Source organism: Marivita sp., from assembly GCF_020055675.1.
GTDB lineage: Bacteria > Pseudomonadota > Alphaproteobacteria > Rhodobacterales > Rhodobacteraceae > Marivita.
Genome location: NZ_JAIPUS010000020.1, coordinates 22659 through 47675, shown reverse-complemented (window position 1 = coordinate 47675; position 25017 = coordinate 22659). Strand labels below are relative to the sequence as shown.

The following is a 25017-nucleotide window of genomic DNA, read 5'->3' as shown; positions in this document are numbered from 1 at the left end:
TGCAAATGACCACCCCATTTCAGCCAGAGCGCCGCAAACCCGGCATGTTTGCCCGCCTTCGGGCAAGCTTTCTCACTGGAATTGTCGTCATCGCGCCGGTCAGCCTGACAATCTGGCTGATCTGGTCGATCATGGGCTGGATCGACGGCTTTGTCCTGCCGCTGGTGCCCGACCGGTTCAATCCCGAGCAATATATCGGCATTAACCTGCGCGGCATCGGCGTCATCTTCTTCCTGTTTTTCACGATCTTCATTGGCTGGGTTGCCAAGGGTCTGATCGGAAGGTCGCTGATCCGCTTCGCCGAAAGCCTTGTCCAGCGCATGCCGGTGGTCCGGTCGATCTATAGCGGCGTGAAACAGATCGCCGAAACGATCTTTGCCCAGTCGGACCGCAGCTTCGAAAAGGCCTGCCTTATCCAGTATCCGCGCAAGGGGATCTGGGCCATCGGCTTTATCTCCACCGATGCGCGCGGCGAGGTGGCGCGCCGTGCCGAAACGATGGGACGGCTTGTCTCGGTCTTCGTGCCCACCACGCCAAATCCCACCTCGGGATTTTTGTTGTTCTTTCCCGAAGAAGACGTGATCGAACTTGATATGAGCATCGAAGACGCCGCGAAACTGGTGATTTCCGCCGGGCTTGTCTATCCTAACGACAAGGATCCGACCCGGCCCGTCAAGGCCGCGTGACCTCGGTTTCGCCGCGTGCCGCCCACCCGCCGTCAACGGTGTCCCGAAAGCCCCTCTCAGCCAAACATCTCGACCAGATCCACCGTCTGCCGCGTGCCAAGATCCGCTTTGTGCTGCGACAGGAAGGTATCCGCCGCCTGGCGTCCGGCGGCTTTCAACGCCGCGATCACCGACGGCACCGGCACCATCTTCGTCGCCACCGACAGATCATTCATCAGCTGATCATCCGCGATCATGTGAACCCGCATCTTTTTCATCGCGCCGTCGGCGACCGTGCCTTCAGAGACCAGGCGTTGCACGAACTCGATCGCCCGCAACTCGCGCAGCAGTGACGAATTGAAGCTGATCTCGTTGATCCGGTTCTGGATCTCGTTCGGCATCTTCGGCACCGTGTCGCGATGCAGCGGGTTGATATTGATGATCAACACATCCTTGGGCAAATCGTTGTGATAGAGCGGGAAAAGCGCCGGATTGCCGGTATAGCCGCCATCCCAGAACGCCTCGACCTCGCCGGTTTGCGGATCTGTCACTTCGACCGCCTTGAACAGCGTTGGCAGGCAGGCCGAGGCCAGGATGCTCTGGGTGGAAATCCAGTCGCCTTCGAAAACCCGCACCTTGCCATCGCGCACATTGGTGGCGCAGACGTAGAGTTGGGGCCCTTTCGTCGTGCAGACAGTGTCGAAATCCAGCTGGTCGACGATCTTCTCCAACGGATTGTCGTAAAATGGCCCCCACGCATAGGGCGACATCATCCGGCTGAAGGTATCGCTCATCAGAAAACCGGGGGAATATTCGATGGAGTTGCTGATGGTGCCTGGCGTTGGCAGCCAGGCCTGCATCCATTTCGGAATGCTCAGTTCATCCAGCCGCGCCACCTGCGTCCACAGCCAATCCAGCGACTCGCGCGCGCCCTCGCGGCCGTTCCGCACAAGGCCGGATTTCACCACCGCCCCGTTCAGCGCCCCGGCAGAGGTGCCGGTGATCGCCGCAATCTCTATGTCCGTGTCCTCGAGAATCCGGTCAAGCACCCCCCAGGTGAACGCGCCATGTGCGCCGCCCCCCTGGAGCGCCAGGTTGATCTTTACCATGTTGCCGCGCGCTCCTTCATCTTGCCAGGTAAACTCCGGGGAGCGCGAGGGGCTGGCCCCTCGCACCGCCTTGCGAAGCGCATGGTCAAAGCGCGGTCCAGCCGCCATCGACCGAGATCGTCGTGCCGGTGATCTGCGCGGCCGCAGCCGAACACAGGAACACCGCGGTGCCGCCAACCTGTTCGACCGTCGCGAATTCCTTCGATGGCTGCCGCTCGAGGATCACCTTCTGCTTCACCTCCTCCTCGGACATTTCGTATTTCCTGGCGGTATCCGGGATCTGGCTTTCCACCAATGGGGTCAGGACATACCCGGGACAAATCGCGTTCGCGGTGATCGGCTCTCTCGCGGTCTCCAGCGCCACTGTCTTCGTGAGGCCGACCACCCCGTGCTTTGCCGTCACATAGGCCGATTTGAACGGCGACGCGGTCAGGCCATGTGCACTGGCGATATTGACGATCCGGCCCCAGCCTGCGCGGCGCATCATCGGCAAGGCTGCGGCGGTGGTGTGAAAGGCCGAGGACATGTTGATCGCGATGATCGCGTCCCATTTTTCCGTCGGGAAGTCTTCGACCGGTGCGACATGCTGAATCCCAGCATTGTTCACAAGGATATCGCAGCCACCGGCTTGCTCAATAAGCGCGCGGCACTGCTCCGGCTTCGACATATCCGCCTGTATGTAGCGCGCGGTGATTTCGTGCTCCTTGCCGATGGTTTCGGCCAGGCGATGATCCTCGGCCGTGTCGGTAAAAGAGTTGATCACCACATTCGCGCCCGCGCGGGCCAGTTCATGCGCCACGCCCAGACCGATTCCCGAATTGGACCCGGTGATGATCGCCGTTTTCCCATTGAGCGACATGTTCGCTTCCTCTTTGCGTTGTTTGCTTGTGCAGCAATTTACATGCCGCGCCTGCATAACACAAAGGGGTGTTGCCGGCGATCAGACAGGGGCGCGCCGGGCTCGGGCGAATCGTTCCGCGCGCGGCATCGCGATGCTGGTCTCAGGCCTGACCGACAATTCCGGCGCAACAGCGGGCGGTGGCGCGAGCAACACAGCGGCATCGCCCAAACCCATATATAGCGGCCCGCGCGGCGTGTTCGGCCCAACATGTCGACCGTTGCGTCGGCACCGATCACCTGTCATGGGGATAAAAAAACCCCGGCACGAGGCCGGGGTCAAGTTATTGAGGCAGGTTTCATACAGGCAAGAAACCTATCGAGCAGTGATCCCGTTATAAGCAATCTTTCGCGCCGATCCAAGCTAAAAGTTTGAAAACCCACGAAAGCCTCGTTACCGTCAGGCGCAATAAAACAAGGGCAGACAGGGGTCGTTGCGAAAATGAGATCGAATTGTTTCCAGATTTGGCAGCTAAGCGCCGCCGCCTTCGCCCTGACGATGGCCGCGCACTCTGCGCATGCCGAGCCTCGGCACGGCATAGCTATGTATGGCGATCCGGCGCTTCCACCTGATTTTGTGTCTCTGCCATATGCAAACCCAGATGCCCCCAAGGGCGGCCGGATCGTCACCGGCGAGACTGGCGGCTTCGACAGCCTCAACCCGCATATCCCCAAGGGCTCGACCCCTTGGCAACTGCGGTTCCTGCTCTATGAAGGCCTGATGGGCCGAAACTGGGACGAGCCCTTCTCGCTTTATGCGCTCCTGGCCGAATCAATCGAAACGGGACCGAACCGCGAATGGGTCGAATTCGTCTTGCGCGACGAGGCCCGATTCTCCGACGGAAGCCCTGTCACCGTCGAGGACGTGATGTGGTCCTACGAAACCCTCGGCACCATCGGTCATCCACGCTATCACGGCGCCTGGGCCAAGGTCGCATCGATGGAACAGACCGCCCCGCGCAGCATTCGCTTCACCTTTGAAGAAGATGACCCGGAAATGGCGCTCCTGATCGGCATGCGTCCGATCCTGAAAAAGGCACAATGGGAGGGCAAGGATTTTGCCGCGTCCGGTATCGACGAGATCCCCATCACCACCGCGCCTTACGTGATCGACGACTACGAGGCCGGCCGTTTCGTCAGTCTCGGGCGTGATCCCGATTACTGGGGCCAGGATGTCAATTTCATGCGGGGTCAGGCCAACCTCGATGAAATCCGCATGGAGTTCTACGGCGATGGCACCGCGATGTTCGAAGCGTTCAAAGCCGGTGCACTGAATTCAAGCCGGGAATTCAATGTCGAGAAATGGGCCACGCAATACGACTTCCCCGCCATCGACACCGGCGATGTGGTCAAATCGGTGATCCCGCATGAACGGCCCTCCGGGATCACGGGGTTTGTGATGAACACGCGCCGCGATGCGTTCAGCGACTGGCGCGTGCGCGACGCGATGATCCACGCGTTCAATTTCGAATATATCAACGAAACCATGACCGGGTCCAAACAGCCGCGCATCACTTCTTATTTTTCCAACTCAGTTCTGGGGATGCAGGACGGCGCGGCGGACGGACGCGTGCGCGACCTTCTGGAACCGTTCGAGGACAGTTTGCTGCCCGGCGCGCTGGATGGCTACGCCCTGCCCGTCAGCGATGGCACAGAGCGGAACCGGGGCAATATCCGCGCGGCGATCTCTTTGATGCAAGACGCCGGATACACGATCGAGGAAGGTGTCATGACGCGCCCCGATGGCGCAGCGTTCACCTTTGAAATCGTGCTCAGCCAGGGCAGTTCCGAAAATGAGGCGATCATCGACCTGTTCACGCAGTCGCTGGAACGCATGGGAATTACGCCAATCGTCACCACCATTGACAACGCGCAGTTTCGCGAACGCACGAACACCTATGACTTTGACATGACATATTACCGGCGTGGCCTCTCGCTCAGCCCCGGCAACGAACAGAAACTCTACTGGGGCTGCGACGGGGTTGACGCCCCGGGCACCCGCAACTGGATGGGCATGTGTTCACCGGCGGCCGAAGAAATGATCGACACGATCCTGAATTCCGGGTCGCGCGAGGACTTCATCGCCGCCACCCGCGCGCTTGACCGCGTGCTGACCACCGGGCGCTACGTGATTCCGATCTATCAGTGGAACATCAGCCGCATCGCCCATGTGAAAGAGCTGAAATATCCCGACGCGCTGCCGATCTACGGTGACTGGATCGGCTGGCAACCCGATGTCTGGTGGTGGGACGAGGAGTGATCGATGCCGAAATGGGGACTATTGATGCTGCTGGCGTGCAGTATCACCGCCTGCGCAACGGTCGAGGGCCTGGGACGGGATATCTCTGGCAGTGCTCGGGCCGTGCAAGGCTGGTTCTGACAGGCGGTGAACACCTCTGCGGGTGACTGCGCCCGCAGACGTCTATTGACCGGCGCTGACGCTGTGCCATTATGGCATACGACGGCACACAGTCAGGAGCCTGAACATGACGAGGTCTGAATTTTCCCGGAACTGGTACGCCGCGCTGATCCGTCTTCATGTACGCTTTCCGTTTCTCAATGGCGAAACGTTGACGCGTCCGTCGGATGATATGGAAGATATCACCCGGCACCTTGCCGAAACGCATGACCTGACCCCGCGTGAAGCGTCGGAAGAGCTTGCAGACCTGATCTTTGTCGAATCCCTTGCGCGGCAGGCGAGCGAAATGGCCCGCACGCCAGAGCAAATCTCACAGCAACGAAGTCACCCAAAGGATCGTGGCGTCGTCCTCTGACACCGAGATCACGTTGTGTCCCATCGTGGCATCGTAATAGGCGCTGTCGCCCCGGCGCATCTCGATCGGCTCATAGAATTCCGTGAACAGGCGGATCATCCCGGTCAGGACATAAAGAAACTCCTCGCCGTCATGCCGCACCCACCCATCGAATTCCTCGATCTTGCGCGCCCGCACACGTGCCCGGTAGGGCAACATCTGCTTCTTGGTCAGCGTTTCGGATAAAAGTTCGTGTTCATAGGTGGTCGTTGCATGATGTTGGCCTGATCCAAATGGCGTCATCACCATTCGGCCATTGATCTTTTCCCGCTGCGGCGGCGTGAAAAGCTGCGGCACGCTGATCTGCAACCCGACGGCCAGTTTCTTCAGCGCGTCATAGGTCGGCGACATCTGCCCGTTCTCGATCTTTGACAGCGTTGATCGCGCCAGGCCCGCCTGCTGCGCTGCCTGTTCCAGCGTCCAGTTCCGCGCCTTGCGCAAATCGCGCACGCGCAAACCCAGGTTCAATGCTTCGGGTTGGTCCTGAATCCCGGTGTCGCGTGCGATGCGGATGAGGTTCTTGGGATCATCTGACATGCCGATCTCTATAGCCACCGTCCATGCGGCCCGCAACTGCGGCTTGCGACAGCGCAGGATGCACCCTACCCATGCGTCATGCAGTCCGTCGTCCAGGATAACCGTTTCCCGCCCTGCCCGCAGGATTTCAATCTCGCGGCGCATGTGTTGGCCGCGACGGATCGCGCGCCGGACAAGATCGCGCTTGCGGTGCTGCGGCTGTCGGGGGCCGAACGCTGGAGCTATAGGCGATTGAAACAGGCCATCCTTGGGTGTGCCACCGGGCTTCAACAAGCCGGTCTGCAAAAGGGTGATCGGCTCTTGATGCGGGTCGGAAACACTGTCGAATTCCCGGTCGCCTACCTTGCCGCGATTGCGGTGGGCATCGTGCCGATTCCGACCTCGTCGCAGCTTACCACGTCGGAGGTGCAGCTGCTGGTCGACATGACCGATCCGGCGGCGTTCCTGCATGACGGTGAAACCGCCTGCCCGGCGTCCCGACCGATCATCCGTACGGCCCGGATGGAGGATTGGTACGGCGCGCCTCCCGCTGCGTTCGATTTCGGCGATCCTGACCGGCTTGCATATATCATCTTCACATCCGGCACATCCGGCAAACCGCGGGCAGTGTGCCATGCCCATCGCGCGATCTGGGCGCGGGGAATGATGCTGGATGGCTGGTATGGCCTGGCCGAAACCGACCGGCTGATGCACGCAGGAGCGTTCAACTGGACCTATACAATGGGCACCGGGCTTCTGGATCCGTGGACCCTTGGGGCGACCGCGCTGATCCCGGCCAAGGATGTGTCCCACGCGCAATTGCCGCTCTTGCTCAAACGTCATGACGCGACAATCTTTGCCGCAACACCCGGGGTTTACAGGGCCTTTCTAAAGTCGAACACGCCCAGTCTTCCCAAGCTCCGCCACGGCCTTTCGGCCGGGGAAAAACTTCCCGCCGCGATCCGTGATGCCTGGCAAAATGCCACAGGCACACCGGTCTTCGAGGCGTTCGGCATGTCGGAATGTTCGACCTTCATCTCGACCGCGCCCGGCATGCCACAGGTTGCGCCGGAAAGTCTTGGCTGGCCCCAGCCGGGGCGGCGCGTCGCGATTCTGGGAAAAGACGGCCCCGTTCCCGTCGGCACGTCGGGCATCATTGCCGTTCACCGCAGCAATCCGGGGATGATGCTGGGCTACCTGGATCAGCCCGAAGAAACGGCATCCCGCTTCCAGGATAACTGGTTCCTGACCGGAGACACCGGTGAACTGACTGAAAACAAAGACATTCTCTATCATGGCCGCGCAGATGACATGATGAACGCCGGGGGCTTCCGGGTCAGCCCGCTCGAGGTGGAGGCGACGCTTCTGAGCCACCCAGACATTCAGGATGTCGGCGTCACCAATATAGAGATCAAACCCGACACCCGTATCATTGCCGCGTTCTACGTGGCCGATGCCGAGATCGACACCGATACGCTGTCACGCTTTGTCGCCAGCCAATTGGCCCGGTACAAGCAGCCGCGACTGTACAGGCGGCTCGCCTCTTTGCCCCGGAACGCCAATAACAAACTCTTGCGCCGTGCCCTGCCCGACCACGGCACGGAATAGTGCGGGTTATCATTTGCACGGACCTCTGCTAAACGCGTCAAAACGTTTTTTTTTGAGGAATCACACATGGTCAAGCTCGATATCATGTCCGACCCGATCTGCCCTTGGTGCTATATCGGAAAGGCCAACCTTGATCGCGCGCTTGAGCAAAGGCCGGATCATCCCTTTCAGATCACCTGGCACCCATTCCAACTGAACCCGGACATGGCCCCCGAAGGCATGGACCGGCGCGCCTATCTCGAAAGCAAGTTCGGAGGACAGGAGGCCGCGGCAAAGGCCTATGCGCCGGTGATGGAGCACGCCGAAAAGGCCGGTGTGAAGATCAACCTTGAAGCCATTGAAAAAACACCGAATACCATGGACGCGCACCGCCTGATCCATTGGGCGGGGATCGAAGGTCACCAGCTCTTTGTCGTGGATGCGCTGTTCAAGGCGTACTTCGTCGACGGGCGCGATATTGGCGATCCCGACGTTCTGGGCGATATCGCCGATTCCTGCGGCATGGATGCCAGCGTTGTGCTGCGCCTGCTTGCCACCGAAGAAGACCGGCGCGACATTGTCGACCGCGATGCCGCTGCGCGCGGCATGGGGGTGACGTCTGTTCCCACGTTCATCGTGGCCAGCCAGCATGCGGTTCCCGGCGCACAGCCGACAGATCTCTGGCTCAAGGTGCTGGATGATATCATGGAACAGAACGCGGCACAGCAGGCCTGAGGCGTGCCGGGGCTGTTGCACGATTTGACTTGGTGCTAGAGGCCAAGGCGCAGCTTCGGGAACCCTTCATGCCAAAATCCATGCCGCGCGCCGAATTCATCGCCCTGATGGCGATGGTGGCCGCCACGATCGCCCTGTCCATCGATGCAATGCTGCCCGCGCTTCCACAAATCGGGCAGGACTTGACGCCCGGGGATCTGAACAACGCCCAGCTTGTCATCACGACCTTCGTTCTTGGTATGGGGGTTGGTACGCTTTTCGCCGGTCCCCTGTCCGACACGTTCGGACGCAAGCCGGTGATGCTGATCGGCTCCGGCATTTATATCGTGGGGGCGCTGCTGGCATCACGGGCGCAGACCTTGGAGGTCATGATCGCCGCACGGGTCTTGCAGGGCCTTGGCGCGTCGGGGCCGCGCGTGGTGACGCTGGCCGTGGTCCGCGATCTTTATGCCGGGCGCGGCATGGCCAAGGTGTTGTCGTTCATAATGATCGTCTTCGCGCTGGTGCCGGCAATCGCGCCGCTTCTGGGATCGATCGTGATAAACCTGTCTGGCTGGCGCGCGGTGTTCTACGGGTTTGTCGCGTTCTCTGTTGTCACCGCGACCTGGCTGGCGCTTCGCCTGCCTGAAACGCTGTCGCCGGAAAACCGCCGCCGCCTCCGGATCGAAGACTTGGCCAGTGCCGCCAAAGAGGTGTTCGCCCACCCTGTCGTCCGCCTGTCGATCCTCGTGCAAGCCCTGTGTTTCAGTATGCTGTTCTCCATGCTTGCGAGCGTTCAGCAGATCTATGACATCACCTTTGACCGCGCCGAGAATTTCCCGCTGTGGTTCGGTCTCGTGGCCGTGCTTGCCGCGTCGTCCAGCATCCTCAATGCCGCACTCGTGGTTCGGTTGGGCATGATGGTCCTGGTTCGCGCCATGCTGTCGGCGCAGGTGTTGATTTCGGGGCTGATGATCGTGCTGGGGATCGGCGCAACCGCGGGCGTGATCGCGCCTGGCCCGTTTTTCGCCGCGTTCGTGGTCTGGCAGGTGTCGATCTTCTTTCAGGCCGGAATGACCATCGGTAACCTTTCAGCCATCGCGCAGGAACCCATGGGTCATATTGCGGGCATGTCGGCCAGTATCATCAGCGCGATGTCGACCGTGGGCGCGGTGAGTCTTGCGATCCCGGTGGGGCTCATGTTCGATGGAACGCCAGTGCCACTGTCCATCGCGATTTTTGTCGAAGCGCTCGCGGCGCTGTGGCTGATGCGATTGATGATGACGGCAGAGGCGCGGCTTGCACCTACGATTCCCAACTGACCCGAAAAAGGAAAGGGACCCGCCAATGTCGAAGATCAAAGTCGAAAATCCGATTGTCGAGATGGACGGCGATGAAATGACCCGGATCATCTGGGATTTCATCAAGAAGAAACTGATCCTGCCCTATCTCGATATCGACCTGCTCTACTACGATCTCGGGATCGAGGAGCGGGACCGCACCGAAGACCAGATCACCATCGACGCCGCCGAAAAAACCAGGGAGGTCGGCGTCGCCGTCAAATGCGCCACCATCACCCCCGACGAAGGCCGGGTCGAGGAGTTCGGACTCAAGAAGATGTGGCGCAGCCCGAACGGCACCATCCGCAACATCCTGGGCGGCGTGATATTTCGCCAGCCGATCATCTGTCGCAACGTGCCGCGTCTTGTTCCGGGCTGGACCAAGCCCATCGTGGTCGGCCGCCACGCTTTCGGGGACCAGTACAAGGCGCAGGATTTCAAGTTTCCGGGCGCCGGCAAGCTGACGATGAAATTCGAAGGCGTGGACGGCACGGTGATCGAACGCGACGTGTTCGATGCGCCCTCGGCCGGGGTCTTCATGTCGATGTATAATCTTGACGACTCGATTCGAGATTTCGCGAAGGCCTCGTTCAACTATGGTCTGAACCTTGGCTGGCCGGTCTACCTATCGACCAAGAACACCATCCTGAAACAATATGATGGCCGCTTCATCGAGATCTTCGAAGAGGTGTTCGAGGCAGAGTTCAAGGACAAGTTCGACGAAAAGGGCATAGAATACCAGCACCGCCTGATCGACGACATGGTGGCCTCGGCGCTGAAATGGTCGGGCGGCTTTGTCTGGGCCTGCAAGAATTACGATGGCGATGTGCAGTCCGATACCGTGGCGCAAGGGTTTGGATCGCTGGGCATGATGTCATCGCAGTTGATGACCCCGGATGGGAAGATTGTCGAAGCCGAGGCGGCGCATGGAACCGTGACGCGGCACTATCGCCAGCATCAGGCGGGTGAAGAGACATCGACAAATTCCATAGCAAGTATATACGCTTGGACCGGTGCGTTGAGGCATCGCGCAAAGCTTGACGAAAATATCAGCCTGCGCGCCTTTGCCGAAACGCTGGAGCGTGTGGTCGTGGAAACCGTCGAAGCTGGCTTCATGACAAAGGATCTCGCGCTGCTGGTGGGACCCGAGCAAGGCTGGCTGACGACAATGGGCTTTCTCGAAAAGCTGGATCAACGTCTGGACGCGGCGCTCAAGGGGTAACGCATGGGCGGGCTTGACAGTGTTTGGCTGCGTCATACACGCTGAGCCATGTTCCTGCTGAGCAAACCACCAGCGGACAGGCATACCGCGCTTGAAGACGTTCAAGGCATCTTGGTTGGCGCGACATTGGTTGCGCTGGCCGTTCAGTTCCTGTCCGCCTCCAACCTCATTACGGGGCAGATCGCCGGTCTGTCCCTGGTGGTCAGCTATGCCACGGATTGGCCCTTCGGAGCGATCTTCTTTGTCCTGAACCTGCCTTTCTACCTGGTGGCCGTCTCTCAATTGGGCTGGGTCTTCACGGTAAAGACCTTCTGCGCGGTGGCGGCCATGTCCGCGATATCCGAGCTGCTGCCCCTGATCCTGACGGTCGACACCGTTCACCCAGCGCTTGGCGCGGTATTGGGCGGTATATTGGCCGGTGTGGGACTGATTTCTCTGTTCAGGCACGGGGCGACGCTGGGCGGTGTGGGCATCGTGGCGCTGTGGCTGCAAGACACGCGTGGTATTCAGGCGGGCAACACGCAATTGCTGTTCGATCTGGGTGTCTTTGCTCTGGCGGTCTGGATCCTGCCCTGGCCGGTGGTTGCCTGGTCGCTGCTTGGCGCGGTGATCCTGAACCTGATCGTGACGGTCAACCACCGCGGCGACCGCTATGTCGCACGATCCTGAAAGATGAAACACGGCGACACACAGTAACAGGACGTATAAGCCCATTACCCGAAAGGTTGAGAAGGTCGCGATGCCCTATTTCATTCTCATGTTGGCCGTTCTCGCCGAGACCATCGGGACCACGGCGCTTCAGGCCAGCCAACAGTTTTCCCGCCCCCTTCCGTCGATCATCGTGGTCGTGGCGTATGGCGCGGCCTTCTATCTTCTGGCCATCGCACTGCGCACTTTTCCTGTCGGCGTGGCCTATGCCATGTGGTCCGGCATGGGCATCGTGTTCATCGCCATCATCGGCTTTGCGGTGTTCGGGCAAACGCTGGACATGGCGGCCATCATCGGGATCGCCCTGATCATGTCCGGAATCCTCGTCATCAACCTCTTCTCCGGAACGGCCACGCATTGAAAAACGCGCAACGAAGGGACGGTGCGCGTTCCATGCCTTGTGGCAATCGATTCATTTTTGGGAACGCCTTGCCAAGGTGAGCACCGGTTTTTGCGCGCCCTGGACGGGGCTGATCACCGGAGCGAGACCCTAGAAGCGGAAGCTGCCTCGCAACGACACGGTGTCGGCATCAATATCGACGCCGGTGTCGTCGAAATCGTCGAACCGGTGGGCAAGGTATTCGCCACCCACGGAAAACTGTTCCGTCACCTTGTATTCAACGCCAAGGCCGCCAACGATGCCGGTGTCATCTCCGCCATCTGCGTTGAGCTGTGCCGCGCCGACCGTGCCATAGATCAATGTCCTGCCCAGATCATAACCGCCGCGCACCTTTGCGCGCAGAATGTTGTCCACCTCCACACTGCCCAACTCGATATCTTCACCGGTCTGGTAGTCCAACTCACCGCCAACCACGAACTGACCGAAGTCGTAATCATAGCCGCCGTAGAGGCCATAGACGCCTTCGCTGTCCTCCAAATCGTCGGCGTCCACCGACAGGTTGCCAAAGCTCAGACCGCCATAGCCCCCGGTCCAGTCTCCGCCCATCGGGCCAGAGGTCGCGGCCTCGGGCTCAATCACCACCGGCTCCACCGGTGCAGGGTCGGACCCACCGGCGTAAGATGCGGTTGCCGCTGTCATGGCCAGTGCACTGCTCAGAAAAATGCGTGTCATGAGAGATCCTTTCTCTTGGTTCGCCTCGTTGCGTCACGTCAGCCCGGCTTGTGCCCCTGACGTGCCATTACAGAAACGTCGCCACCTCCGATCTCGTTTCAACACCGCAGTCACGACGCGCGCACAGGAACCGGACCAACGGCCATTCACTGGCGAAAACTCGCAAGATCAGGGGGGACTTGCCGATGCGCTGTCACACTTTCGTGATCGCCCTGTTGTGCCCAAGCGGCATCTCCCATCTCCATAGGGTTTTCTGCTGGTGTTCTCCAGTGGGGCCTAGTAACCCCGCCTCAATTCATTCCGACAAGAGATAACGACATGGACCTTCGCAACATTGCGATCATCGCTCACGTGGACCACGGCAAGACAACCCTGGTTGACGAGCTACTCAAACAATCCGGCGCATTTCGCGCCAATCAGGCTGTGGCAGAGCGTGCCATGGACAGCAACGATCTCGAACGCGAGCGCGGCATCACCATTCTTGCCAAGGCCACGTCGGTCGAATGGAAAAGCACACGCATCAACATCGTCGACACCCCCGGTCACGCCGATTTCGGCGGCGAGGTGGAACGTATCCTGTCGATGGTCGATGGCGTGGTGCTGCTGGTCGATGCCGCCGAAGGGCCAATGCCGCAAACCAAGTTCGTGACCGCCAAGGCGCTTGCCCTGGGTCTGCGTCCGATTGTCGTGTTGAACAAGGTGGACAAGCCCGACGCCGAACCGGACCGCGCGCTGGACGAGTGTTTCGATCTGTTCGCGTCGTTGGACGCAAACGAGGACCAGCTCGATTTCCCGCATCTCTATGCCTCGGGACGGTCCGGCTGGGCCGATACAGAGCTTGACGGACCGCGCCAGGACCTGGAAGCGCTGTTCAAACTCATTGTCAATCACGTGCCCGCCCCCAAGCAGATCAAGAAGCAGGACGATGATTTCCGCATGTTGGCCACCACGCTGGGGTCCGATCCGTTTGTCGGGCGCCTTCTGACCGGCCGGGTTGAAACCGGTCGTCTCAAGGTGGGCGCCACGGTGCAGGCCCTGAGCCGGCTTGGCCAGAAGATCGAACAGTTCCGCGTTACCAAAATCCAGGCGTTTCGCGGGCTTGGACCACAGGACATCGACGAGGCATTGGCGGGCGACATCGTTTCCATCTCTGGCATGTCCAAGGCAACCGTCGCCGACACGATCTGCGCGCTTGCCGTGGACGAACCTCTGGCAGCGCAACCGATCGATCCTCCCACGATCACGGTCACCTTCGGCATCAACGATTCACCGCTGGCCGGCCGCGATGGCAAGAAGGTCCAATCACGGGTGATCCGGGAACGCCTGATGAAAGAAGCGGAATCCAACGTTGCCATCAAGATCAACGACACCCCCGGCGGCGAAGCTTTCGAGGTGTCGGGCCGGGGTGAATTGCAGATGGGCGTCCTGATCGAGAACATGCGCCGCGAAGGGTTCGAACTGTCGATCTCGCGGCCGCAGGTGATCATGAAGGAAGGCGATGACGGCAAGATGCTGGAGCCGGTCGAGGAAGCAACCATCGACGTGGATGACGACTATTCCGGCGCCGTGATCGAAAAACTGACCGGTGCCCGCAAGGGCGAACTGGTCGAGATGAAACCCGCGGGAGCCGGAAAAACGCGCATTATCGCGCATGTTCCGTCCCGCGGTTTGATCGGCTATCATGGCGAATTCCTGACCGACACCCGCGGCACCGGTGTCCTCAACCGGGTGTTCCATGGCTGGACGCCACACAAGGGATCGATCCCCGGTCGCCGGGCTGGTGTGCTCATCTCGATGGAAAACGGCACCTCGGTCGCCTATGCGCTCTGGAACCTGGAAGATCGCGGCAAGATGTTCATCGGCTCGCAGGAAGCAATCTATACCGGGATGATCATCGGCGAACACAGTCGCGAAAACGATCTGGAAGTGAACCCGCTCAAGGGCAAGAAACTCACCAACGTGCGCGCCTCGGGCACGGATGACGCGGTCCGCCTGACGACGCCGATCACGCTCTCGCTGGAAGAGGCGATCGCCTATATCAACGACGATGAGCTGGTCGAGGTGACGCCGAACGCGGTGCGGTTGCGCAAGCGCTACCTTGACCCGCACGAGCGAAAGCGGATGGCAAAAGCCGGTTAAGCGAAGAGGCGATCTCGCAGGCGCGACGCGCTTGCGAGATCCGGTCCTGTGTTACTCCGACGTTTCGACGATCAGCAATTCCCGCTCTGACGCGCCGCGCGCATGATCGAGCGCGCGCTGATAATCAGCGCTGTTGTAACAGGCCTCGGCATCCTCGACCGATGGGAAGCGGGCCACAACATTGCGCTCCCGCTCCTGTCCCTCAAGCTGGACAAAGCGCCCACCGCGAGCGATGAAATGCCCACCATGTTGGGCAATCGCCGGGCCGGCCAGCTCTGCGTATTTGGCATAGGCCTCGGGGTCTGTCACCGTGACATGGGCAATCCAGAGTGCGGGCATATCCTATCCTTTCAAAACAGCTTCGGCGGCCTTGATCGCGGCTTCGGCATTATCGACGGAAGCCCCGCCACCCTGGGCCATATCGGGACGGCCACCGCCGCCCTTGCCACCAAGTTCTGGCACGGCGGCCTTGACCAGATCAACTGCCGACACCGACCCGGTCATGTCCGGCGTCACGCCAGCCGCGACAGCCGCCTTCCCGCCCGCGTCCGCGATCAGAAGAACCGCGCCAGATCCAAGCCGTTGTTTATGTTCGTCGATCAAGGGGGGCAGGTCTTTTCCGGACACACCGGATAACACCTGCGCGATGAATTTCACACCGTTCACATCTTTTGCCTCGGCCGCCTGGCCCTGCCCGGCCCCGCCAGCCATGGCCAGTTCCCGGCGCAGCTGTGCGACTTCGTTGGATAAGGACTTGCGTTCATCCAGAAGCGATTTGACCCGCGCCGGCACATCCGACGCGGACGACTTGAGGTCCTGTGCCACTTCGGCCAGCCGCTGATCCTGTTCCGACAGGTAGGCAAAGGCCTCTGCCCCGGTCAGCGCCTCGATGCGGCGCACCCCGGCGCTTGAGGCGGTGTCCCCCAGAGTGACGAAAACGCCGATATCACCGGTGCGCTGCACATGGGTGCCGCCACAAAGTTCAAGAGAATAGGTATTTCCGGCGCTGCCCTTGCCCGAGCCGGCTTGCTCTCCCATCGACACAACGCGCACTTCATCGCCGTATTTCTCGCCGAAAAGCGCCTGTGCGCCCATCTCGCGGGCATCGTCCGGCGTCATGATCCGGGTCTCGACAGGCAAGTTCTGGCGAATATAGGCGTTCACCTCTGTTTCGATCCGCTTCAATTCCGCAGGGCTCAATGCCTTGCCGTGACTGAAGTCGAACCGCAGCCGGTCCGGTGCATTGAGCGACCCCCGCTGGACCACATGATCGCCAAGCGCGCGGCGCAACGCCTCGTGCAGAAGATGGGTCGCGGAATGGTTGGCCCGGATCGACGTGCGACGGCCATGATCGACTTCGAGTTGCACCGCTTCGCCGCTTTTGAACGTGCCGCTGCGAATGGTGACGTGATGCGCGACCATCTTGCCGCCGCCCATGCGCTGGGTATCCGTTACCTCTGCTTGATCGTCTTCATTCTCGAGCCGCCGCAGCCAGCCGGTGTCACCCACCTGCCCGCCGGCCTCGCCATAAAACGGCGTCTGGTTCAGCACGATCCAGCCGCTTTCACCCTCGCTCAGCCTGTCAATCGCAGCACCGTCCTTGACCAATGCCAGCATCTGGCCCTCGGCTTTTTCGGTGTCGTACCCCAGGAAATCCGTCGCGCCATGGCTCTCGGCCAAATCGAACCAGATCGCCGCATCTGCGGCCTCACCCGAGCCGGACCACGCGGCGCGTGCTTTGGCCTTCTGTTCGGCCATCGCCGCATCAAACCCGTCCATATCGACGCTCCGACCCTTTTCGCGCAGTGCATCTTGCGTCAGGTCAAGCGGGAATCCGTAGGTGTCATAGAGCTTGAACGCCGCGCTGCCCGGCAGTGGCGCCTCTTCGGACAGCCCGCTCAATTCTTCGTCGAGCAGCTTCAACCCGCGATCCAGCGTCTGCTTGAACCGCGTCTCTTCGAGCTGCAATGTTTCCTCGATCAGGGCCTGTGCGCGTGCCAGTTCGGGATAGGCGGCCCCCATTTGGCGCACCAATGCCGGCACCAGCCGGTGCATCACCGGATCCTGGGCCGCCAGCAAATGCGCATGACGCATCGCCCGGCGCATGATGCGGCGCAGCACGTATCCGCGCCCGTCATTGCTGGGCATCACGCCATCGGCGATCAGGAAGGAGGTGGACCGCAGGTGATCCGCGATCACACGGTGATGGGTCTTGCCGGGGCCATCCGGGTCGGTCGAAGACACATCCGCGCTTGCCTCGATCAGGGCGCGCATCGTGTCGGTGTCATAGTTGTCGTGGCTGCCCTGCAGCAAGGCCCCGATCCGTTCGAGTCCCATTCCAGTGTCGATCGACTGCATGTCGAGCGCCTTCATGGAGCCGTCCTCGAACTGTTCGTTCTGCATGAAAACGATGTTCCAGATCTCGATGAACCGGTCGCCATCCTCCTCGGGGCTGCCCGGTGGTCCACCCCAGATGTGATCGCCATGATCGTAGAAAATCTCGGTGCATGGCCCACAGGGTCCGGTTGGACCCATCTGCCAGAAATTGTCGGACGACGCGATGCGGATGATGCGGCTCTCGGGAACACCGACCTTTTTCCAGATCTGGAATGCTTCGTCATCGGTATGGTAGATCGTGACGTAGAGCTTTTCGGCAGGAATTCCGAAGTGCCGGGTGATCAGTTCCCAGGCAAAGGGGATCGCCTCGGATTTGAAGTAATCGCCAAAGCTGAAATTCCCGAGCATTTCGAAAAAGGTATGATGGCGCGCTGTGTAGCCGACATTGTCCAGATCATTGTGCTTGCCGCCCGCGCGCACGCATTTCTGCGAGGTTGCCGCGCGGCGATAGTCGCGGTGTTCGACCCCGGTAAACAGGTTCTTGAACTGCACCATGCCCGAGTTGACGAACATCAGCGTCGGATCGTTGCGCGGCACAAGCGGGCTCGACGGAACAACCTCGTGACCCTGTTTTTCAAAATAGCTCAGAAAGGTAGAGCGGATATCGTTCAACGTTGGCATGTTTGACCTGACCCGAAAGGTAAAAAGGCGGCGTGTGTCGTTCGGGCTGAAATAGCCTCTGCTTTGAAGGCTGTCCACCATCCAAACCCGCCCGAAACGCAAACAGGGCGACGCATTCGCCACCCTGCTTTCCGTGTCCGTATCGTCGTCTCATGCCTTTGGGGGCTTGTCCCGTCGCGATCAGCTTTCGACGATATCGTCCTCGGATTCACTTCCGGAGCCGCTCATGTCGAAATCCAGCCCATGTGCTGCGCGAATCTTGTCCTCGATCTCTAGCGAGACTTGCGTGTTTTCGCGCAAGAATGTCTTGGCGTTTTCGCGGCCCTGTCCAATCCGTTCGTCGCCATAGGAATACCACGCGCCGGATTTTTCGACGACGCCCGCCTTCACACCAAGGTCGATCAGCTCGCCCATCTTCGAGATGCCTTCTCCGTACATGATGTCGAATTCCACCTGTTTGAAGGGTGGTGCGACCTTGTTCTTGACGACCTTGACGCGGGTTGCGTTCCCGACAATCTCGTCGCGATCCTTGACCGCACCAATCCGGCGAATGTCGAGACGGACCGAACTGTAGAATTTCAGGGCATTGCCGCCCGTCGTGGTTTCAGGGCTGCCGAACATCACGCCGATTTTCATGCGAATCTGGTTGATGAACACCACCATGCAGTTCGATCGGCTGATCGATCCGGTCAGTTTCCGCATGGCCTGGCTCATCAGGCGGGCATGCACGCCGACGCTGCTGTCGCCCATGTCGCCCTCAAGTTCGGATTTCGGTGTGAGCGCAGCCACCGAATCGACCACCACCATGCTGACCGCACCGGACCGCACCAGGGTATCCGTGATCTCGAGCGCCTGTTCGCCGGTATCGGGCTGCGAGATCAGCAATTCGTCCAGGTCGACGCCGAGTTTGCGGGCATATTGCGGGTCGAGCGCGTGTTCCGCGTCGACAAAGGCGCAGACGCCGCCTTTTTTCTGTTCCTCGGCCACGCAATGCAGTGTCAGCGTTGTCTTGCCCGAACTTTCGGGGCCGTAAATTTCGATAATCCGGCCTTTGGGCAAACCGCCGATTCCCAGAGCGATGTCGAGGCCAAGCGATCCGGTCGAGGTCGACTCGATATCGCGCAAGACGTTGTCGCCCCCCAGTTTCATGATCGAGCCCTTGCCGAACTGGCGCTCGATCTGCGCCAGCGCCGAATCCAGGGCTTTTTGTTTGTTCGCGTCGCGCTTGCTATCCATATTCAGAAGATCTGCCGTTGCCATTGCTTTCGATCCTTATTCCACACCCGGACAGGTGCGGCAATTGCTGCTTTTGTTCACTTCCTGTTCTTTCTCTTTATGAGATCAAAACGCGAACATTTCAACTTCTAATTTCACAACGAGTGTTGCGCGGATTGGTTAAGGAGTGGTTTAAGGCGCCCAGATTACAGGCGGAGCGGCGATCATGTTGGTGTTCTGGAACGAAGGATTGGTCCTTCTGTCGGTGCCAAAAACCGGGACACAGGCCTACATGCGCGCCCTCGCGCCGCGCGCGTCACTCGTGGTGAGCGATCCGCCGGAGCTAAAGCACGCGCCGGTCTATCGCTATAACCGGTTTTTTCGGCCCATGTTCGACAAGATGGGCAAACCCGACCTGGAGCTGGTCGCCGTGATCCGCGAACCGCTGAGCTGGTTGGGAAGTTGGTATCGCTACCGTCAACGGGCCGCCCTGGACGGTCGACCCGCTTCGACAAAAGATGTGACGATAGACACTTTCCTGCGCGCAGCGTGCGAAGAGTCGCCGCCAGCCTATGCAAATGTCGGATCCCAAGCCAAGTTCGTGGAACCGCGGCCCAACGGGACGTCTGTGTCGCATTTCTTTCGGTACGAGGATCAGGCCGGTTTGCGCGCCTTTCTTTCCAAAAGATTGGGGCCTTTGCCGGACATTCCTGAAGTGAACGTCTCTTTAGAACAGTCTTTGCAGATTTCACCAGACGCCCAAGCCTTGGTGCGCCTGCACCGGGCAGCCGATTTTGTGCTTTGGAATTCGATTCCCGAAGGCGGCTGATCACGGCTCCGCAGGATTTCCGTCCACAGATGTGGCGGCAAGCTGCTGGTTCACGATTGCGGTCAGATCTGTCAGGGAAAACGGCTTGGCGAGAAAGGCTGACGATTCGATCCGCGCACCTTGGGATTTGAACACGTCCTCGGCATAGCCGGACATGAACACCACCGGCACCTCGGGTCGGGATGCGCGGGCCTCGCGCACCCAGCTTGGTCCATCAAGGCCGGGCATGACCACGTCGGTGACGAAAACATCCACCTTCAAATCGTCATCCTCCAACAGATCAAGCGCCTCCTCGGCATTTGCGGCCTCGACCACCTTGAACCCACGATGCGACAGCGCGCGGGAGGCAAACGCGCGGACCGGAGCCTCATCCTCGACCAGAAGCACAACTCCGTCACCCTCGCGGGCCGGGATGGATCTCGGTGTTTCACACGTGGTTGGCGGGGCAGCGATCGGCTCTTCGCAAACCGGAAACATCAATGTGAACACGCTCCCTTTGCCTTGCGTGCTATCGACAAAGATGAAGCCGCCCGATTGCTTCACGATACCGTAGACGGTTGAGAGGCCGAGCCCCGTACCCTCCCCGGTGCGTTTCGTTGTGAAGAAGGGCTCGAACACCTTTTGCAGCTTGTCATGCGGTATTCCAACCCCCTCGTCCTGGACCCGAACGACAACATAGGCGCCGGCAGGCACCTTGGCCCGCCCATGCTGTATCGGTTTGTCCAGAACGCGTTCATCGGTCTCGATCAGGATCGTCCCTCCTTCGGCCATCGCGTCGCGGCCATTGACGACCAGGTTCATGATGACCTGTTCAAGCTGGCGTTTGTCGGCCCGGATCGCAGGCAGACCCGGATCCTGGCGCAGGTTGAGCGTGACTTTTTCCCCCACCAGACGGTTCAGAAGATGGGTCAGATCCGACAGAATATCGCGCAGGTCCAGACGCTCCGGACTGAGAGTCTGCTTGCGCGAAAACGCCAGTAGCTGGCCCACAAGCCCGGCTGCGCGATTGGCGTTCTGATGGATTTGGATCAGGTCAGCATATTCCGGATCGCCTTGATCATGGCGCAGCAACAACAGGTCGCAATGCCCTGAAATGGCGGTCAGAAGATTGTTGAAATCATGCGCGACACCGCCGGCAAGCTGACCGATGGCCTGCATTTTTTGGCTTTGGACAAACTGCGCCTCCAGACTTTTCAACTCTGTTGCATCGTTCAACACGGCGACCAGCGATGTTTGTCCATCCTCGATCACGCGGGTCAGCGTGACCTGTACAAACACCTCGGTGTCAGACCGTGTCAGGCGCAGGAATTCCGATCGGCCCAAACCTTTGCCCGCGGCGGCGTCCGACAGCCAATCCGGAATCGATCGGCCCAGCCCTTCCATCAGATCCGACAGCGTGCGATGGTCGTCCCGGCTTGCGTTCAAGAGGTCACGGGCGCAACGGTTGGCGCAGGTGATCTCCCCCTGCGAGGTAAGCTTGAGAAGCGGAACCGGCAGTGCCTCAAAGCCAGCCTCGTCCGAGGCTTCGGCGCGCGGCTGGGTCGCGGGGATCATCAGCACCTCTTCGCGACCAAGCCCTGCGTCTTGCAAATTGATCGTGTATTCCTGTTCCCCACTGGCCGCTTGAATCTGATGGACCTCTCCGGGGCGTAACGGTGTGTCGGAGATGAGTTCATCCAGCGACCGGACCCTGCCGCCAGCGAGCGTCCGCGCCGCAGCGTTCATCCACAGCACGGTGCCGCCCCGGCCAATCGTCATCGCCGGAAAGGCCGCACCGCCCGACACGTCCTGACCGTCCCGGCTTTCAAACGACTCCAACCGCCACAACAGGGTGTCGGGACCAGCCTGATGCGCCGACATCCGCATGTGCTTGTCCGGCAGGACAACCTTTTCCGACGCGATGCCGTCGCTGAGCGCCCCGCTTTGAACGCGGTGGATCAGGCCTGCCGCATCGGCCACGAATGTTTCGACAATCGGGCGCAACCCCTGACCGGTCGACACCTTGTGCAGGGCTTTGGCCGCGCGGTTTGCCGCAAGCACAATGCCGTCGTGATCGGTGAAAATGCATGCCGAGATATCATGTTCTACCAGCAACCCAAGCTGCCGCATCGCACGCTGTCCCCGCATTTTGCGCCACGTGTCAATTAGAAGAGCGGCAAGATAGATTGCGGCAAACGCAGCACCCGAAGCCCAGAACCCCGATTGCATCGCGCGATGCGGGGCTGCCAGAGCCAGTGCCGCGCTGGCAACCGCGAACGCCAACAAGAGCGATTTGGCACTGGCGAGCCTTGGTTTGGCCGGCACGGATCGATCAAAAAGGGTCATCAAGCAGCTCTTTGGACATCGGGTTTCCGGCACTTGACACCGATAGGATTAAACTCCGCTTAAAAGCTAAACCCCAAATACCTGTATTTCAAATTGTTTTTCTCTTTAGGATTGCAAGAAAAAATCCGTCTCCACCTTGAACCAGTCCAAATCGGCCCTCTTGTGTGCAAACCCAGTCAGGATGACGCTGCAAGAATCCATTGATCTGATCTTCGTTCTCGCGACGCAGAACGGAGCAGGTTGCATAAGCCAGCACACCGTCAGAGGCGACGCATGCGACCGCCTTGTCCAGAATATCCGCTTGGACTTGGGTCAACCGATCCAGGCTGTCCGGGGTCAGGCGCCATTTGCCATCTGGCGCGCGGCGCCAGGAACCGCTTCCGGAACAGGGCGCATCGCACAAGACCAGTTCATAAAGCCCTTTTGGCGCAGGTACCACGCGCACATCGGCCCCGGCGCGTGCGGCGCGTTGGGGCAGATCGGACATGCGGCGCGGATTGGCGTCATGAGCCTCGACAGGGCCGTTCAGATACGCCGCCATGGCAAGCGTTTTTCCGCCCCCGCCGGCACAATAGTCAAGCACGCGCATGCCTGGGTCCAACGGCAGCGCTTCGACGACGGCTTGGCTCGCGACATCCTGCAACTCCACAAGTCCGCTCCGAAAAGCGGTGGACTGAGAAACGCGACGCGCATTTGCCGTGACCTCGAGCGCGGTGTCCGACAAGGGATGCGGGACCGTTTGGATCCCGTCATCGGCCAGCGCGGCCTGCGCCGTGCCGCGATTGGCCTTGATCGTGTTGACCCGCAAATACACTTGTGCGCGATGGCGCAACGCTTCAGCTGTCGCAGGAGCATCACCCGGCAATTCATTGACAAAAAGCGAAAATAGCCAATCTGGAAGATCAGCGGCCGCGGCCCCGACGGGTGTCTGACCTGCCGCCTGTTCTGCATCGGTCAGGATGTCCAGCCCATACCCGGTGCCGGAAAAAACAAGCGACGGGTCTTCACCGGTCTGCCGCAATCGCCCAAGCACCCGGCCCCGGCCGGTCTCAGCACCACCCAGGGCTGCCGTGCTGCGCCAGTTGCGCAGGATATCGAAGACATGATCGCGGATCGCGGCGCGGTCCTTGGACCCGGCAAAGCGGGATTTGCGCGCCCATGTGGTCAGCGCTTTTTCCGCCGGCTCACCTTGACCGATCTCGTCGACGATCTGGGCTGCGGCTGCCCATCTTGCGGCGGGTGTCACGGCGTCGTCTCGCCGTCAGCCAAGACGGTAATTCGGGGATTCCCGGGTAATTTGCACATCATGAACATGGCTTTCCTGCAAGCCCGAGCCAGTGATGCGCACGAACTTGCAGTTGTTGCGCATCTCTTCCACGGTTGCACAGCCGGTATAGCCCATCGCTGCGCGCAGGCCGCCGACCAGTTGGTGAATCACCCCCCCGGCTGACCCCTTGTACGGCACCTGCCCCTCGATGCCTTCGGGCACCAGTTTATCGTTGGCGGCGTCTTTCTGGAAATAGCGGTCCGCGGAGCCCCGCGCCATGGCCCCCATCGATCCCATTCCACGATATGTTTTGAAACTGCGGCCCTGGTACAAAATCACTTCGCCCGGCGATTCGTCAGTCCCGGCGATCATGCTGCCCACCATGGCGCAGGACGCACCCGCAGCGATGGCCTTGGCGAAATCGCCGGAAAACTTGATCCCGCCATCGGCGATCACCGGCGTGTCACCGGCCGCCCGGGCGCAATCCATGACCGCTGTCAGCTGTGGCACGCCAACGCCGGCGACCATTCGTGTGGTACAGATCGACCCCGGTCCGATTCCGACCTTCACGGCATCCGCGCCTGCATCGATCAGGGCGCGGGTGGCATCTGCGGTCGCGACGTTGCCTGCGATGACCTGCACTTCGTTGGACAGCGATTTGGCGCGACGCACGGCATCTATCACCCCGGCGCTGTGGCCATGCGCGGTATCGATCACGACGATATCCACGCCGGCGGCAACCAGCGCTTCGGTTCTTTGATGCCCGGCATCGCCCACCGAGGTTGCCGCGGCGACACGCAGCCGACCCAGGCTGTCCTTGCAGGCCGTCGGGTTCAACACCGCCTGCTGGCTGTCCTTGAGCGTCAGAAGCCCGGTCAGCTTGTCGTCCTTGTCCACCACCAGAAGCTTTTCGATCCGCCGGGCGCGCATCAGGTTCAGCGCTTCCTGACGGTCGGCCGGTTCGCGCAGAATCGCAAGATCATTCGAGGTCATCATCACGCGCACCGGCGTATCGTCCGACGTGGCAAAGCGCATGTCCCGGTTGGTGACGATGCCGACAACACGGCCTGTGTCGTCAACCACCGGAAAGCCGGTGAAATTGTAGCGCTCGATCAAAGCCTTGGCGTCCGCCAACGTCTGATCCGGACGCAGGGTGACCGGGCTGTAGACGATGCCGGATTCGAACCTCTTGACCCGTCGCACCTCAAGCGACTGTTGGTCAACCGACAGGTTCTTGTGGATCACCCCCATACCTCCGGCCTGCGCCATGGTGATCGCCATGCGCCCTTCGGTTACCGTGTCCATCGCCGAGCTGAGCAGCGGGATATTCAACGCGATGGTCTTGGTCACCCAAGTCCGCGTATCGGCCGTTGCAGGCAAGACTTCGGATGCCCCCGGCACCAAGAGTACATCATCAAAGGTGAGAGCCTCGCGAATCTCCATCGGAATCCCTTTCCACGGACAGCATCGTTAGGCACGTCCCTATCGCACGGGTTGCGACCGGGGAAAAGCCCCAATCCCCTTGGCGACCATGCGACGCCGAAGCAATCGGGATGGACGTGCAAGTGCAGCCCGGAGGGC

At 60.4% G+C, this 25017-nt stretch carries 22 protein-coding genes; 12 read left to right on the top strand and 10 right to left on the bottom strand.

The window, feature by feature from the left end:
• Positions 1 to 5: 5 nt before the first annotated feature.
• Positions 6 to 686 (top strand): DUF502 domain-containing protein, encoded by a 681-nt coding sequence (locus tag LCF59_RS12830; protein WP_292288008.1) that lies wholly within the window; start codon positions 6 to 8, stop codon positions 684 to 686.
• 56 nt (positions 687 to 742) lie between these two features.
• On the opposite strand, the gene LCF59_RS12825 is transcribed toward LCF59_RS12830, so the two are convergent.
• Together LCF59_RS12825 and LCF59_RS12820 are read right to left on the bottom strand one after the other, a co-directional pair.
• The gene (locus tag LCF59_RS12825) at positions 743 to 1774 is read right to left on the bottom strand and encodes a patatin-like phospholipase family protein (protein WP_292288007.1); all 1032 of its coding nucleotides are present in this window, start codon (positions 1772 to 1774) and stop codon (positions 743 to 745) included.
• Positions 1775 to 1859: 85 nt separating this feature from the next.
• Positions 1860 to 2633, bottom strand: a complete 774-nt coding sequence (locus tag LCF59_RS12820; RefSeq protein ID WP_292288006.1) for a 3-hydroxybutyrate dehydrogenase — start codon at positions 2631 to 2633, stop codon at positions 1860 to 1862.
• Between the two features lie 480 nt (positions 2634 to 3113).
• Between LCF59_RS12820 and LCF59_RS12815 the strand changes: the two genes are divergently transcribed.
• From LCF59_RS12815 to LCF59_RS12805, 3 genes are all read left to right on the top strand, one after another.
• A complete protein-coding gene (locus LCF59_RS12815; RefSeq protein ID WP_292288005.1) occupies positions 3114 to 4931 on the top strand; it encodes an extracellular solute-binding protein in 1818 nt (605 codons plus the stop codon).
• Positions 4932 to 4934: 3 nt separating this feature from the next.
• The gene (locus tag LCF59_RS12810) at positions 4935 to 5051 is read left to right on the top strand and encodes an entericidin EcnA/B family protein (RefSeq protein WP_292288004.1); all 117 of its coding nucleotides are present in this window, start codon (positions 4935 to 4937) and stop codon (positions 5049 to 5051) included.
• A 106-nt stretch (positions 5052 to 5157) separates the two neighbouring features.
• Complete coding sequence (locus LCF59_RS12805; protein WP_292288003.1) at positions 5158 to 5445, top strand: hypothetical protein; 288 nt, start codon at positions 5158 to 5160, stop codon at positions 5443 to 5445.
• On the opposite strand, the gene LCF59_RS12800 is transcribed toward LCF59_RS12805, so the two are convergent.
• Positions 5401 to 6021 (bottom strand): helix-turn-helix domain-containing protein, encoded by a 621-nt coding sequence (locus LCF59_RS12800; protein WP_292288002.1) that lies wholly within the window; start codon positions 6019 to 6021, stop codon positions 5401 to 5403. The two genes, LCF59_RS12805 and LCF59_RS12800, sit on opposite strands and share 45 nt — an antisense overlap.
• 78 nt (positions 6022 to 6099) lie before the next feature.
• Between LCF59_RS12800 and LCF59_RS12795 the strand changes: the two genes are divergently transcribed.
• From LCF59_RS12795 to LCF59_RS12770, 6 genes are all read left to right on the top strand, one after another.
• The gene (locus LCF59_RS12795) at positions 6100 to 7608 is read left to right on the top strand and encodes a class I adenylate-forming enzyme family protein (RefSeq protein ID WP_292288001.1); all 1509 of its coding nucleotides are present in this window, start codon (positions 6100 to 6102) and stop codon (positions 7606 to 7608) included.
• Between the two features lie 66 nt (positions 7609 to 7674).
• On the top strand, positions 7675 to 8322 hold the full coding sequence (locus LCF59_RS12790; RefSeq protein WP_292288000.1) for a DsbA family oxidoreductase: 648 nt from the start codon (positions 7675 to 7677) through the stop codon (positions 8320 to 8322).
• A gap of 68 nt (positions 8323 to 8390) precedes the next feature.
• The gene (locus LCF59_RS12785) at positions 8391 to 9623 is read left to right on the top strand and encodes a multidrug effflux MFS transporter (protein ID WP_292287999.1); all 1233 of its coding nucleotides are present in this window, start codon (positions 8391 to 8393) and stop codon (positions 9621 to 9623) included.
• 25 nt (positions 9624 to 9648) lie between these two features.
• Positions 9649 to 10863, top strand: coding sequence for an NADP-dependent isocitrate dehydrogenase (locus tag LCF59_RS12780; protein ID WP_292287998.1), 1215 nt, complete (start codon positions 9649 to 9651; stop codon positions 10861 to 10863).
• 48 nt (positions 10864 to 10911) lie between these two features.
• Positions 10912 to 11532: a YitT family protein gene (locus LCF59_RS12775; RefSeq protein WP_292287997.1), complete on the top strand. Its 621-nt coding sequence runs from the start codon at positions 10912 to 10914 to the stop codon at positions 11530 to 11532.
• A 70-nt stretch (positions 11533 to 11602) separates the two neighbouring features.
• Entirely contained in the window at positions 11603 to 11932 is a 330-nt protein-coding gene (locus tag LCF59_RS12770; RefSeq protein ID WP_292287996.1) for a multidrug efflux SMR transporter, read from the top strand.
• A gap of 129 nt (positions 11933 to 12061) precedes the next feature.
• Here LCF59_RS12770 and LCF59_RS12765 read toward each other — a convergent pair whose 3' ends face one another.
• The gene (locus tag LCF59_RS12765) at positions 12062 to 12643 is read right to left on the bottom strand and encodes an outer membrane beta-barrel protein (protein ID WP_292287995.1); all 582 of its coding nucleotides are present in this window, start codon (positions 12641 to 12643) and stop codon (positions 12062 to 12064) included.
• A gap of 318 nt (positions 12644 to 12961) precedes the next feature.
• Here LCF59_RS12765 and typA point away from each other — a divergent pair, with 318 nt between their 5' ends.
• The gene (gene typA, locus LCF59_RS12760) at positions 12962 to 14782 is read left to right on the top strand and encodes a translational GTPase TypA (protein ID WP_292287994.1); all 1821 of its coding nucleotides are present in this window, start codon (positions 12962 to 12964) and stop codon (positions 14780 to 14782) included.
• A gap of 51 nt (positions 14783 to 14833) precedes the next feature.
• Here the strand turns inward: typA and LCF59_RS12755 are convergent, their stop codons facing one another.
• The 3 genes from LCF59_RS12755 to recA all read right to left on the bottom strand — a co-directional run bounded on the left by LCF59_RS12755 (position 14834) and on the right by recA (position 19060).
• Entirely contained in the window at positions 14834 to 15121 is a 288-nt protein-coding gene (locus LCF59_RS12755; protein ID WP_292287993.1) for a DUF1330 domain-containing protein, read from the bottom strand.
• A gap of 3 nt (positions 15122 to 15124) precedes the next feature.
• Positions 15125 to 17800, bottom strand: coding sequence for an alanine--tRNA ligase (alaS, locus tag LCF59_RS12750; protein WP_292287992.1), 2676 nt, complete (start codon positions 17798 to 17800; stop codon positions 15125 to 15127).
• 180 nt (positions 17801 to 17980) lie between these two features.
• Positions 17981 to 19060 carry a recombinase RecA gene (gene recA / locus LCF59_RS12745; RefSeq protein ID WP_292287991.1) on the bottom strand — a complete coding sequence of 360 codons (1080 nt, stop codon included), beginning with the start codon at positions 19058 to 19060 and terminating at the stop codon, positions 17981 to 17983.
• A gap of 181 nt (positions 19061 to 19241) precedes the next feature.
• Between recA and LCF59_RS12740 the strand changes: the two genes are divergently transcribed.
• Positions 19242 to 19844, top strand: a complete 603-nt coding sequence (locus LCF59_RS12740; RefSeq protein ID WP_292287990.1) for a gamma-glutamyl kinase — start codon at positions 19242 to 19244, stop codon at positions 19842 to 19844.
• On the opposite strand, the gene LCF59_RS12735 is transcribed toward LCF59_RS12740, so the two are convergent.
• The 3 genes from LCF59_RS12735 to guaB all read right to left on the bottom strand — a co-directional run bounded on the left by LCF59_RS12735 (position 19845) and on the right by guaB (position 24879).
• Positions 19845 to 22169, bottom strand: a complete 2325-nt coding sequence (locus LCF59_RS12735) for a PAS domain-containing hybrid sensor histidine kinase/response regulator (protein WP_292287989.1) — start codon at positions 22167 to 22169, stop codon at positions 19845 to 19847.
• Between the two features lie 88 nt (positions 22170 to 22257).
• Entirely contained in the window at positions 22258 to 23415 is a 1158-nt protein-coding gene (locus LCF59_RS12730) for an RsmB/NOP family class I SAM-dependent RNA methyltransferase (protein WP_292287988.1), read from the bottom strand.
• Positions 23416 to 23430: 15 nt separating this feature from the next.
• Complete coding sequence (gene guaB, locus LCF59_RS12725; RefSeq protein WP_292287987.1) at positions 23431 to 24879, bottom strand: IMP dehydrogenase; 1449 nt, start codon at positions 24877 to 24879, stop codon at positions 23431 to 23433.
• Positions 24880 to 25017: the final 138 nt, after the last annotated feature.